The organism is Glutamicibacter sp. 363 (assembly GCF_052379505.1).
Classification (GTDB): Bacteria; Actinomycetota; Actinomycetes; order Actinomycetales; family Micrococcaceae; genus Glutamicibacter.
Genome location: NZ_JBQSYR010000023.1, coordinates 1 through 12,227, shown reverse-complemented (window position 1 = coordinate 12,227; position 12,227 = coordinate 1). Strand labels below are relative to the sequence as shown.

12 protein-coding genes and 1 pseudogene are annotated in these 12,227 nt (G+C 60.8%); 2 read left to right on the top strand and 11 right to left on the bottom strand.

The genetic code is table 11. The annotated features are described in order from the left end of the window. Positions 1-38 precede the first annotated feature (38 nt). Positions 39-536, top strand: coding sequence for a DUF2975 domain-containing protein (locus ACT3UA_RS14055; RefSeq protein WP_096284228.1), 498 nt, complete (start codon positions 39-41; stop codon positions 534-536). Continuing rightward, positions 536-814, top strand: coding sequence for a helix-turn-helix domain-containing protein (locus ACT3UA_RS14050; protein WP_255248355.1), 279 nt, complete (start codon positions 536-538; stop codon positions 812-814). The genes ACT3UA_RS14055 and ACT3UA_RS14050 overlap by 1 nt, the downstream gene beginning before the upstream one ends. Here the strand turns inward: ACT3UA_RS14050 and ACT3UA_RS14045 are convergent. The 11 genes and pseudogenes from ACT3UA_RS14045 to ACT3UA_RS13995 form a co-directional block, all read right to left on the bottom strand. Further along, positions 811-1,302, bottom strand: a complete 492-nt coding sequence (locus tag ACT3UA_RS14045) for an 8-oxo-dGTP diphosphatase (protein WP_444617059.1) — start codon at positions 1,300-1,302, stop codon at positions 811-813. The genes ACT3UA_RS14050 and ACT3UA_RS14045 overlap by 4 nt on opposite strands. Positions 1,303-1,321: 19 nt before the next feature. Continuing rightward, entirely contained in the window at positions 1,322-2,281 is a 960-nt protein-coding gene (gene xerD / locus ACT3UA_RS14040; RefSeq protein WP_096284232.1) for a site-specific tyrosine recombinase XerD, read from the bottom strand. Between the two features lie 2 nt (positions 2,282-2,283). Beyond that, positions 2,284-2,937: an NUDIX domain-containing protein gene (locus ACT3UA_RS14035; RefSeq protein ID WP_444617002.1), complete on the bottom strand. Its 654-nt coding sequence runs from the start codon at positions 2,935-2,937 to the stop codon at positions 2,284-2,286. A gap of 68 nt (positions 2,938-3,005) precedes the next feature. Further along, positions 3,006-4,688, bottom strand: a complete 1,683-nt coding sequence (locus ACT3UA_RS14030) for a CTP synthase (protein ID WP_096284236.1) — start codon at positions 4,686-4,688, stop codon at positions 3,006-3,008. 101 nt (positions 4,689-4,789) lie between these two features. After that, a complete protein-coding gene (recN, locus tag ACT3UA_RS14025; protein WP_444617000.1) occupies positions 4,790-6,538 on the bottom strand; it encodes a DNA repair protein RecN in 1,749 nt (582 codons plus the stop codon). 103 nt (positions 6,539-6,641) lie between these two features. Further along, a complete protein-coding gene (locus ACT3UA_RS14020; RefSeq protein ID WP_096284240.1) occupies positions 6,642-7,667 on the bottom strand; it encodes an NAD kinase in 1,026 nt (341 codons plus the stop codon). Between the two features lie 71 nt (positions 7,668-7,738). Then, a complete protein-coding gene (locus ACT3UA_RS14015) occupies positions 7,739-8,533 on the bottom strand; it encodes a TlyA family RNA methyltransferase (protein ID WP_096284242.1) in 795 nt (264 codons plus the stop codon). Then, on the bottom strand, positions 8,530-8,700 hold the full coding sequence (locus ACT3UA_RS14010) for a hypothetical protein (RefSeq protein WP_176484100.1): 171 nt from the start codon (positions 8,698-8,700) through the stop codon (positions 8,530-8,532). The genes ACT3UA_RS14015 and ACT3UA_RS14010 overlap by 4 nt, the downstream gene beginning before the upstream one ends. A 5-nt stretch (positions 8,701-8,705) precedes the next feature. After that, positions 8,706-9,713, bottom strand: coding sequence for an HAD-IIA family hydrolase (locus tag ACT3UA_RS14005; RefSeq protein ID WP_176484101.1), 1,008 nt, complete (start codon positions 9,711-9,713; stop codon positions 8,706-8,708). A gap of 13 nt (positions 9,714-9,726) precedes the next feature. After that, the gene (locus ACT3UA_RS14000; RefSeq protein WP_255248356.1) at positions 9,727-10,545 is read right to left on the bottom strand and encodes a hypothetical protein; all 819 of its coding nucleotides are present in this window, start codon (positions 10,543-10,545) and stop codon (positions 9,727-9,729) included. Positions 10,546-10,932: 387 nt separating this feature from the next. Further along, positions 10,933-11,970, bottom strand: a pseudogene (locus ACT3UA_RS13995) (hypothetical protein); the annotation flags it as partial. Positions 11,971-12,227 lie beyond the last annotated feature (257 nt).

Genomic DNA, 12,227 nt, shown 5'->3' with positions numbered 1-12,227 from the left:
TAGGTATACATCGCTAAGCGACAATTGGAGAGTGTCACATGGGTAAATTGAGCACTTTGGCGTTGCGAATCGTGCTGGGGCTGGTAGTCCTCGGCTCGCTCTTCATCCAATGCTTCATGATCCCCCTGGCGGCCATGGAGCTGGCGGACCGTCCAGCAGAGTTCGCCTACCTGCGCATCTCATTGTTCAGCTACGCGGTACTGGCCCTGCTGATCGTTCAGATCTGCTGCGTCTGCGTCTGGAAACTGGTCGCCCGGGTGCGCCGCGGAACGGTCTTCACCCACGCCTCATTCAAATTCGTCAACATCATCATCACTGCAATTGCCTCCGGGGCGGTGCTGACATTCATCCTCGGGACGATCATGGCCCCGGGCGAGGCGGTGGCTCCCGGCGTAGTGCTCCTGGTCGGCGGATTCGGTGTCCTGCTAGCGGGCATTGCCCTGATCGTCTTGGTGCTGCGCCACCTGCTGTCGCAGGCGGCGAGCACCGAAGCCCAAGCGGCCCTGCTACGCACCGAGTTGGGCGGGGTGATTTAGTGGCCATCCGAGTGGATATCGATGTGATGCTTGCCCGACGCAAAATGGCGGTCGGCGAATTGGCCGAGCGGATCGGCATCACCCCGGCCAATCTTGCGGTCCTGAAGAATGGACGTGCCAAGGCGGTGCGCTTCAGCACACTGGAAGCGCTGTGCCAGGTCCTGGATTGCCAGCCGGGCGACCTTCTGATTTTCGAAGCCGAAAGCCACGATCCGCGCGGATCCGGTTCTCCGCTGCCCCAATCCACGTTTCCATCCGACGCGTCGAAAATAGGCTAGCCCCAGGGCTCGAAATCGATCGATTGCACCGCCAGATTATCCGCCGCCAGAATGATCTTCGCGGTGAACCGCTCCCCTGCAGCCAAGGCCGGGAGCCAGAGCGGGGAATCCTCCCACATCTGCCTCACCGGCAGTTCGCCGACAGGGAACCACAACGGTTCAAGTTCCTCGCTGGGCACGGGCATCCCGCTGGCGATTCGCGCAGTGAAGACCGCACAGTCCATATCCGCGCGCGGATTCGCCGGAAAAGTAAAGGCCACCCGGGCGGCGAACGTCAGATCTGCCGATTGCACACAAACCCCGGTCTCTTCGCGGAACTCCCGCATCGCAGCGTGCTGCGCAGACTCCCCGGGATCGATCTTTCCTCCCGGCAGCACGATGTTCCCCTGCCCAAAGCCGCGCAGCTTGCGTCCCAATAGCAGCTCGGTGCCCCGGGTGCCTTCGCGCAGCAGCGCCAAGAGCGCGACGGGTTGCGGCTGGGTCACCATCACGCTGGTCTCCGCACCGCTAGTTCACACGCGGGTGCGCGAAGAGGTACGCCTCCCGCAGTGAATCGACGGTGACCTTCGTGTAGATCTGCGTGGTGGTGACCGAGGCATGGCCAAGCAGCTCCTGCACCACGCGCACATCCGCACCACCCTCCAGCAGATGGGTGGCGAAAGAGTGGCGCAGCGTGTGCGGGGAAACATCGCCTGGAATCCCGGCTCGTTCGGCGGCCTTGGACAGGATCAGCCACACCGACTGGCGCGAGAGCCGCCCGCCGCGCTGATTCAAGAACAACGCGGGAGTGCCCTTGCCTTTGGCGGCCAGCCCCGGACGTGCCCGCACCAGATAGTCGCTCACCGCGCGTTGCGCATATCCGCCCACCGGAACAACGCGTTCCTTGGAGCCCTTGCCGAACAGCCGCACCACCGCGTCGGCGGCGAAGTGCAGGTCATCGACGTCCAGGGCGACGACCTCGGAAATGCGCGCCCCGGTGGAGTACAAGAATTCGAGAATCGCCCGATCGCGCAACCCCGCGGGGGTATCGAGAGCGATCGAGTCGAGGATCTGGGTGACGGCAGAAATACTGATCGCCTTGGGCAGCGACTGGCCGACGGCCGGAGGCTGCACCTCGCGGGCCGGATTCGGGGAGCAGATTTCCTCCAGCTCCCAATACTTATGCAGTTGCCGGATGGCCACCGTATGCCGGGCGACCGAACGCGCCCCCAGCGCCTGGTGTTCCGCATCCCCTCGGGCCAGCTGCTGCAGGTAGCCGCTGACCTCATTCTCGGTGAGGCGTGCCGGGTCGGTGATGCCGCGCGCTTCCAACGCTTCTTGGTACCGGGTCAGATCCCGCCGGTAGGACTCCAGCGTATTCTTCGCCAGTCCGCGTTCGATGGCCAGATGCTGCAAGTAGCGGCGTAGCTCGGAAGCGAACTTCGAGGACTTCGGGCTTGGTACCGCGGCGCGCTCGGGACTGCTCATCGCTACGATGAGGTTCTGCTGCGCAGCCCCGGGTGCGCTTCGAAGGCGCTGTTCGCCTCGCGTAGCGAGGCATAACCGGTGGCTCGGGCCGCGTGCGCTGCCAGCAGGCCGACGACCGCCGAGGGGTTGTGGATCTCCCCGGCGAGCACTGCGGCAACAGCCTCGTCCAAGGGCACCCAGCGGGTGATGATTTCGGCTTCTTCTTCGGTCCGTGCATGGCGTTGGTCCGCCGGCACCAACTGCACATCGCGCGCCAAGAAGATGCGCAACGCCTCTGAGGAAGATCCCGGAGAGAGGAACACGTCGGTGAGCACCGACCAGGTCTGCGCGGTGCTATCGGCTTCTTCCCAGAGCTCGCGCTTCGCCCCGTCCAGCGGCGGCTCGCCTGCCACATCGAGCAGGCCAGCGGGAAGCTCCCATAGCCGCATGCCTACCGGATGACGGTATTGGTTAACGAGAAGGACCCGTTCACGCTCATCGAGGGCGAGAATCGACACGGCACCAGGGTGCACGATGTAGTCTCGCTCGATGCGGGTTCCATCATCCGAAAGCTGCACCGTGTCGTGGACGACATTCCAGATGCGTCCTTCATAAACGGTTTCGCTGGCGATGAGCTCTCGTGGTGAAAGTTCATCGGCTATCGGTTGTGGTTCCACGCGAACGGGCCCTTCTATTGGTATTACCTTGCTGGTACTACCTTAGACGGTTTAGAACCGGGTTTCGCTTAGGCGTTGCGCTTGGCCAGCGCCGCGGCGACCAGACCTGCAAACAGCGGGTGCGGACGAGTTGGGCGGCTGGAGAGTTCCGGGTGGGCCTGCGTGGAGACGTAGTACGGGTGTACGTCCTTAGGCAGTTCCACGAACTCGACAAGCTGGCCATCCGGGGAGGTTCCGGAGAAGACCAGACCTGCTTCTTCGAGCTGCGCACGGTAGGCGTTGTTGACCTCATAGCGGTGACGGTGTCGCTCTGCGACCTCGGTCTTGCCATAGGTTTCGGCCAAAACCGATCCTGCTGCGAGCTTTGCGTCATACAGTCCCAGACGCATGGTGCCGCCAAGATCGCCCTTGCCGTCAACGATGTTCAGCTGCTCTTCCATGGTCGCGATGACCGGGGTGGAAGATTCTGGATCGAATTCGGTCGAGGAAGCCCCTGGCAGGTCGGCCATATTGCGGGCGTACTCGATCACCATCGACTGCAGCCCCAGGCAGAGGCCGAGGGTCGGAATCTGGTTTTCGCGAGCGAAGCGCAATGCTCCGAGCTTGCCTTCCAGACCGCGAATGCCGAATCCACCGGGGACACAGATCGCTTCGACGCCCTCAAGTGACGTGCGTGCACCGTCTTCGGTGTCGCAATCATCCGATGGCACCCAGCGAATCTTGACCTTGGCTTCGTTGGCGAAACCACCGGCCTTCAGCGCCTCGGTAACCGACAGGTAGGCATCTGGCAGATCGATGTACTTGCCCACCAGGGCGATGGTCAATTCATGCTTCGGGTTGTTCACCACGTCCAGCAGGCGGTCCCAGCCCTCCCAGTCCACGTCGCGGAACTTCAGCTCCAAGGTCTGCACGATATAGGCGTCAAGGCCCTGGGAGTGCAGGATCTTGGGAACTTCGTAGATGCTTGGCGCGTCGGCGCAGCTAATGACCGCTTCGGTTTCCACATCGCAGGTACGGCCGAGCTTGGCGCGCATCTCGTCGGGGATTTCACGGTCCGAGCGGATCACCAGAGCGTCGGGCTGAATGCCGATGGAGCGCAGGGCTGCCACCGAATGCTGAGTTGGCTTGGTCTTCAGCTCATGGCTTGGACCGATGTATGGAACGAGGGAGACATGCACGAAGAAGGCGTTCTTCCGGCCGATATCCTGGCGGACCTGGCGGGCCGCTTCAAGGAATGGCTGGGATTCGATATCTCCGACGGTGCCACCAATTTCGGTGATGATCACGTCCGGGGCGGACTTGCCGGCACCGGGTTCGGTGGCGGCCAAACGCATGCGGCGTTTGATCTCATCGGTGATATGCGGGATGACCTGAACGGTATCGCCCAGGTATTCGCCGCGACGTTCGCGTTCCAGAACGGTTGAGTAAACCTGGCCGGTGGTCACATTCGCGCTGCCTGGAAGGTTTTCATCCAGGAAACGCTCATAGTGGCCAATGTCCAGGTCGGTTTCTGCGCCATCGTCGGTAACGAAGACTTCACCGTGCTGGAAGGGGTTCATTGTACCTGGATCGACGTTCAGGTACGGATCGAGCTTCTGCATGGTCACTGAGAGACCACGAGCTCGAAGTAGATGTCCAAGGCTGGATGCCGTCAATCCCTTACCCAGGGAGGAGGCCACACCGCCGGTGACGAAGATATGCTTTGTCGTTTCAGACGACCGAGAATCACGAGTTAAATTACGCTGCACCACGGGATTTCATCCTATCACCATTGCTCGCTTGCGCGAATACCGACCATCCACTTTGCAACTCTACGACACGCAACCGCGATGCCAAAGTCCGTTTCCGCAATCTATCGTGCGCTCTTCGTCACCAGGGCGTCGACCATCTTTCGCGCGTCGGCGAGCAGCTCTTCGGCATGCGCCTGCGCGGTATCGGAATCCTCCTGACCTGCCAACATACGCGCCAATTCGCGCACACGCTCGGACTCGTCCAAGGTGATTACATCGCTGGCGGTAAACCCTGCACCGGCTGCGGATTTTCCATTTGAGGTCTTGATCACCCGGATATGGCGATCTGCGTAAGCGGCGACCTGAGGCAGGTGTGTGACCACAATGACCTGCACATGGCGGGCCAGCATGGCTAACCTCTCACCAATGCTTACCGCCGCCTTGCCGCCCACGCCCGAGTCGACTTCGTCGAAGATGAAGGTTGGCACCGGGTCGACCGCGGCGAGCACCACCTCGATGGCAAGCATGACGCGTGAGAGTTCGCCTCCACTGGCCCCCTTGCCCAGCGGCCGCGGCGAGGCGCCGGCGTGCGGAGCAAGCAGCATCTCGATCTGGTCTTGGCCGTAGGCACCAAGCTCAGGCAATTCACTGATCTCAACAAAGAGCCTCGCATCCGGCATGGCCAACGCCGTCAATTCCTCACTGACCCGCTTGGAGAGCTTTGCGGCCGCCTTACGACGAGACTCGGAAAGTTCGGTAGCCAGCGACGCAGCCTTCTGCTCCAGCTCGACCACCGTGCTTTCGAGCTCCTCGATGCGGGTGTCATCGGAACCAAGCTGCTCCAGCCGCTGTCGGGACTCATCAGCCCAGGCAAGCACCTCATCGATGCTCGGTGCGTACTTGCGCAGCAGCTTGTTCAGTTCCGCGCGGCGGGATTCGATCAGTGCCAGCCGCTCCGACCCCTCTTCATCGAGGTCCGAAACATAGCTGGCCATATCGCTAGAGAGCTCAGAGGCGAGAATGCCCAATTCTGCGGCGCGCTCGGCAAATGCAGCCAATGCAGGATCATCGCCGCTTGACTGCGCGAGCACACCGCGAGCGGATTCGGCCAGGGTGGTGATCCCGGGGGTCTCAAAATCTTCGCTGTCGACGATCGCGCGGGCCTGCTGGCTGGCGCTACGCAGCGATTCGACATTGCCCAGCTTGATTGCGGTTTCGCGCAGTTGTTCGTCTTCGCCCGGCATTGGCTCCAGCGAATCGATCTCGTCGAGAGCCAGTCGTAGATTTTCGGCTTCGCGCACCCGATCTCGCGAGTCTTGCTTCAGCGCCGAGAGTTCCTTGCTGGCGGCGCGCCACTGCCGATAGGTGCGCTGATAGCTGCTTAACGTGCGGGCAAGGGCCGAGCCAGCAAAACGGTCCAGTGCGTCGCGCTGCGCGCCGGCTTCCTTCAGACGGATCTGATCGGACTGGCCATGCACCGCGACAAGCTCTTGGCCCAATTCGGCCAGCAGACCTACCGGAGCGCTTCGCCCTCCGACAGTCGCCTTCGAGCGCCCCTGCGCGGACAGCGACCGAGTGAGGATCAGTTCGCTCTTCTCCCCCACCTCGTCCACAAACGCGCCGGCATGGGTGGCGGATTCAAGTACGTGATTGTCGGGCTCCAGATGCACGACCGCTTCGGCCAGCGCATGCTTGGCGCCGTTTCGCACGGCTCCTGCATCGGCCCGCCGTCCAAGCAATAGTGACAAGGCGGTGATGACCATGGTCTTACCCGCACCCGTTTCACCGGTGACTACCGTCAACCCCGGCCCCAGTGGCAGGGTCGCCTTAGTGATCACGCCAAGGTTGGAGATCGAAATTTCCTGAATCATAGCCCGCTCCCGGTCGTTCTAGTTCATGCGTTCCAGTTCTCGTCCTAATAGTACTTGCTCAATCGTAAGTTTGTTCTAATATCGTTGCTGCGGGTCGTGTTTCCTACTGCTTAGTTTCGTCACGTGCTATCAAGGGGATGCTTGGTTCGTCCTTGTGGTGCGGCTCAATGCTTTGAAAGCCCGGGCCGGTCACCTGCAGCGCGGTGGTCGCCGGACGACGATCGTCCTCGTCGGCAGGCCCACGCCAACCCTGAATGGGCAATTCAAACTTCTTCACCAGACGTTCGGAGAAAGGAGTGGTGTTCAAACGAGCCATGCGTACCGGTATTTCGCTGCGCGTAACCTCGATGCGTGCACCCGGAGGCAGGTCGATGGTACGACGCCCGTCGCACCACAGCACCGCACCGGCCTCTGAACGAGTGAGCGTCTCCACAGCCATAACCGAGTCCGGGGAAACCACCAGCGGTTTGGCAAACAGCGCATGCGCACTAATCGGGACCATAATCAGCGCGGCAACCTCTGGCCAAACTACCGGGCCTCCAGCCGAGAACGCATAGGCGGTAGATCCGGTGGGGGTAGCCATCACGACGCCATCGCAGCCGAATGTGGAGATCGGTCGACCGTCTACCTCGATTACCACTTCGATCATGCGTTCACGATTGGCTTTTTCAACGGCGGCTTCATTCAGCGCCCAAGTTTCGGCCAGGCAGACATTGTCCAACCACACCTTAACCTCGATGGTCATCCGCTCTTCGACGGAATATGCACCTGAAACGAGATCCCGTACGGTGCTCGCCAGCTCGGAGCGCTCGGCCTCCGCAAGGAAACCGACATGCCCTAGATTCACGCCGACCAATGGCAACGGCGCTTGGCGGACCAGTTCCGCGGCGCGCAGCACCGACCCGTCGCCGCCAAGGACTACGCCCAGATCCACCTCATCGATGGTGCAGTCCTGGTCCAAGATCTCCATCGGAACCTGCAGCCCGTGGCTGGCATCGAGCACTGCTTCGTGATCCTTTTGACGCATTACCGGCATCACACCTGCCGCATCGAGCAACCCACAGGTTTCGATGGCCGCGGCGATCGCTTCTTGGCGCCCGGTGTGGGTGAAAACTAGAATGCGTCGCAAGGCAGGCTGCCCCTCTCTGGTTCGAGCTATGCGCTTGGCGCTGAGTATGTCACCGCACAAGCAAGTCACTTCTAAGAGTAGTCAACCGCGTCCCACATTTCGGTTTCACTGACCGATTGTTGATGACCGGTTGGAACTTTTCCGAGCCAGAGGAAGAATTCAACGTTGCCGTCTTGTCCGGGCAGCGGGCTGCGGGCTACTCCGCAAAGCTCCAGCCCGGCTTCCTGCGCGGATTTCACAACACCTTCGATGGAGCTGCGGCGTAGTTCGGGAGATGAAACCACACCGGTGCGGTTCAAGTGGTCTCGGCCAACTTCAAACTGCGGCTTGACCATCAACATCAAGGAACCGCCCGCGCGTGTCGCTCCCGCAAGCGCAGCGATCACCAAGCGCAAGGAGATGAAGGACAAGTCTGCCACTACAAGGTCGACTTCTCCCCCGATATCTTCGGGTTTCAGATAACGAACGTTAAGCCCTTCAAAAACCGAAACCCGTCGGTCTTGGCGGATCTGATCGACGAGCTGGCCATGCCCAACATCGGCTGCCACTACGTGCTTAGCCCCGCGGCGCAATAGCACATCGGTGAACCCGCCGGTCGAAGCTCCGGCATCGAGACAGCGCATAGACATTGGGTCGACGGTCGTAAACACATCTAGTGCTCCGGCAAGCTTGTGCCCGGCTCGGGAAACGTATTCTTCGCCGATACTGGCCAGCACATCGAGCCTGGCCGTGATCGGAATTTTTTTAGCAGCCTTGGTGACGCACACTCCATCGAGCAGCACCCGGCGGGCCTCGATGAGCTTTGCGGCCTCGGTGCGCGAACGGGCCAGAGATCGAGAAACAAGTTCCTGATCTAGTCGGTTCATCCGTGGAGCTCCGTGGAATTGAGTTCGGCTTGGAGGGAATCGAGCAGCTGCTCGTAAACTGCGGCGTGCGCGATCACATCCTGCTGCGCCAGCGAGGATAATGTTGCGTCTACCCGCTGGTCGTCAATGTGGACTACCGGCTTGGACCCAGGGGTTTCCATGTTCACGTCGTTCACCTCTGTGCTCGTCGCAGGGTATCCAATCCGCGGGCGGTGAATTGGATTTCTGGGCTGACATGTTCTTGCTGCCGCGAATGAGCCAGCCACCATGCGTGACACGCGGCCCGCCAGGCATTCAGGTCCGATTCGTTCCCGTTGACCTCAATGGATTCGCCTTCCACCTTAGCTACGGACTCGCCGACTTGAACCCCGTACCCGAGGACCTTGATCGTCGGATACGGCCGGTAGAGGTCCGCGAGGCTTGAAATCAAGTAGTTTGGGCGTTCGGCTACTGGTGCCCCGAGCGCCGTACGCGGGGAATCTACGCCGGTCAGCACCAGCGCGGTTGAGAACCCCGCCCGATATCCACCGAGAATATCGGTGTCCAGACGATCACCGACTACCAATGGGCGCCGAGAATCGAGTCGGTCCGCGGCGCGGGAGAATAGATAGGATTCAGGCTTGCCGGCCACACGTGGGGTCACGCCGGTGGCCAGTTTTACCGCGTGGACCAACGAACCGTTACCCGGGGCGATGCCCTCGGCGCGCGGAATCGTGAGATCCGTGTTTGTGGCAACCCACTGGGCGCCGTTGTTGATGGCATAGCTTGCCTCGGCTAGATCGTTCCATGCGACGTTAGGATCGAAGCCTTGGATCACCGCCACCGGTTCGTCTTTGTGCGATTCGACGACTTCCAGTCCCCGCACCGCAATGCATTCACGCAGATACGGGGACCCGACCACTAGGACCTTGCTGCCCGGGTTCAATTCGCGTGCCAGCATTTCGGCGCCGGCATCGGCAGAACCGAAAACCTGCTCAGCACCGGTTTTCACACCAAGCTGACGCAGGTGGGCCGCGACCGACATCGGCGACCGCCCCGCATTATTGGTGATGAACGCCAGGGCGACGTTTACTTCGGCTAGTGCATTCAACGACTCGACGGCGTCGGGGATCCCATTGGGACCCGCATAGACGACGCCATCGAGGTCGGAAAGCACAGAATCAAATCCGGAGATCAGCATTCGGTACTAGTTCCTACTTCTGGGAGTCGGTTTCGGTCTCGATCTCGGCGTCGGCCTCTTCGGCTTGAACCTCGACCAGTGCGTCTTCTTCATCGATGCCGGTCTGCTCGGCAACTGAGGCGTCTTCGTCAATGCCGTCTAGTTTGGCATCAACTTCGTCTTCCTCGGCTTCGTCCGAGTCGGCCTCTGCGACAGCATCGTCCTCATCAGCTACGACGACGATGTTTTCATCAACAACGTCCTTGGCGCGTGGACGCTCATCCTCTTCGTCCATCTCTGGAGCCAGATCCACAATGAAGGATTCGGTTTCTTCCTCGATGCCTAGGGCCCGCTCGGCAGTAGCGACCTGAGCAAACCAGCGCTTTGACTCTTCGCCACGTCCAGCTGCGGAAAGCAGATCAGCGTAGGCGGTGAACAAACGAGGGCTGAAGGAATAAGCACGGTTGAAGTCTAGCTGCTCCAAGGACTCCAGTTCCGACAGGGCCTTATCCAGTTGTCCCAAGTCACCGAAGCAGCCGGCCGCAACCATATGCATTTCGACCTTCACTGCGGTTTCCAGATTCGCGCATTCCTCGGAGTGAGCAAGTTCAATAGCTTTTTCGGCACGGCCCAGGCCTCGCAACGAGTCGGCAATCAACGGCAGGTTATAGTCCGAACCGGAGATCCGACGGTGAGTGCGAAGTTCACGCAATGAGTCAGCATATTTGCCTGCGTGGTAGGCAGCGATGCCAACTGCTTCGCGGACAACCGCAACACGGCCGCCACGACGGGAAGCTGCCAGTGTGTGCTCGTAGGCCAGCTCTGGTTCTTCTTCAAGCAGACGCCCTGCCATTACAAGGTGCTTAGCAACCCAGCTTGCCGAACGCTCTTCGAGGTAGCGAAGCTGGGCGCGTGCAACGCGATCCAGCTCTTTACCGGTAACGTCCTCGTCGATTTCTGGCGACTGCTCACGGTCGGGGCGGTTCGAGATTCGCAGGTCGCCCGGGTTGTGAGCGCGAGGTGCCTCTGGTCCCCGGTCGTCAAAGCGGCTTCCGCGATCGGGGCGGTCGCCCTTGCTTCGGAAGTCACCGCGGTTGTCATCACGCTTGAAGCCACCACGGTTATCGTCACGGCTGCCACGGAAGCCGCCTTCGCGGTTGTCATCACGCTTGAAGCCGCCACCGCGGTTGTCATCACGCTTGAAGCCGCCACGGTTATCGTCACGGCTGCCACGGAAGCCGCCTTCGCGGTTGTCATCACGCTTGAAGCCGCCACCGCGGTTATCGTCACGCTTGAAGCCACCACGGTTATCGTCACGGCTGCCACGGAAGCCGCCTTCGCGGTTGTCATCACGCTTGAAGCCACCACCGCGGTTGTCATCACGCTTGAAGCCACCACCGCGGTTATCGTCACGCTTGAAGCCACCGCGATTGTCGTCGCGCTTGAAACCACCACGGTTATCGTCACGGCTGCCACGGAAGCCGCCTTCGCGGTTGTCGTCACGCTTGAAACCACCGCCACGGTTGTCGTCACGCTTGAAGCCACCACCGCGGTTGTCATCGCGTTTGAAGCCGCCACGGTTGTCATCGCGACCGCCACGGAAGCCGCCTTCGCGGTTGTCGTCACGCTTGAAGCCGCCACCGCGGTTGTCATCGCGTTTGAAGCCGCCACGGTTGTCATCGCGACCGCCACGGAAGCCGCCTTCGCGGTTATCGTCACGCTTGAAGCCGCCACCGCGGTTGTCATCGCGCTTGAAACCACCACGGTTATCGTCACGGCTGCCACGGAAGCCGCCTTCGCGGTTGTCGTCACGCTTGAAGCCGCCACCGCGGTTATCGTCACGCTTGAAGCCACCACCGCGGTTGTCATCGCGTTTGAAGCCGCCACGGTTGTCATCGCGACCGCCACGGAAGCCGCCTTCGCGGTTATCGTCACGCTTGAAGCCGCCACCGCGGTTGTCATCGCGTTTGAAACCACCACGGTTATCGTCACGGCTGCCACGGAAGCCGCCTTCGCGGTTATCGTCACGCTTGAAGCCGCCACCGCGGTTATCGTCACGCTTGAAGCCACCACGGTTGTCATCGCGACCGCCACGGAAGCCGCCTTCGCGGTTGTCATCACGCTTGAAGCCGCCACCGCGGTTATCATCACGCTTGAAGCCACCACTACGGTTATCTTCAGTGCGCTTGAAGCCATCGCGCGAATTGTTGCGGTTTGATTCTGAGTTCCGGAAGTCGCCCTGTCCGCGTTCGGAACTACGGCGGAATTCGTTAGACATGTAATGTCCCCTTCAGCGGCTATCTCAAAACCGCAACCTTCGTGATCGCATTTGCGATGCACTTCACTATTTACTATTCACCATGCCGTCCGGCATGTACATCTATATCAAGTCTACGGGAGCCAACTGCCCTTACCATAAGAATCTGGAGCAATGTGGGCAGACACTCAGTATGGACTATGGGTCCTCACCGTTAAAGTGCAAAAAGGGGCTCCACCCCACCAGGCAGAACCCCCACACCAACCCCCGCACCACTT

Bases quoted from the DNA above. Each gene is read 5' to 3' on its own strand.
- ACT3UA_RS14045 (WP_444617059.1), bottom strand. From the start codon at position 1,302: ATGGTGACCCAGCCGCAACCCGTCGCGCTCTTGGCGCTGCTGCGCGAA.
- ACT3UA_RS14005 (WP_176484101.1), bottom strand. From the start codon at position 9,713: ATGCTGATCTCCGGATTTGATTCTGTGCTTTCCGACCTCGATGGCGTC.
- recN (WP_444617000.1), bottom strand. From the start codon at position 6,538: ATGATTCAGGAAATTTCGATCTCCAACCTTGGCGTGATCACTAAGGCG.
- xerD (WP_096284232.1), bottom strand. From the start codon at position 2,281: ATGAGCAGTCCCGAGCGCGCCGCGGTACCAAGCCCGAAGTCCTCGAAG.
- ACT3UA_RS14015 (WP_096284242.1), bottom strand. From the start codon at position 8,533: ATGAACCGACTAGATCAGGAACTTGTTTCTCGATCTCTGGCCCGTTCG.
- ACT3UA_RS14055 (WP_096284228.1), top strand. From the start codon at position 39: ATGGGTAAATTGAGCACTTTGGCGTTGCGAATCGTGCTGGGGCTGGTA.
- ACT3UA_RS14000 (WP_255248356.1), bottom strand. From the start codon at position 10,545: ATGGCAGGGCGTCTGCTTGAAGAAGAACCAGAGCTGGCCTACGAGCAC.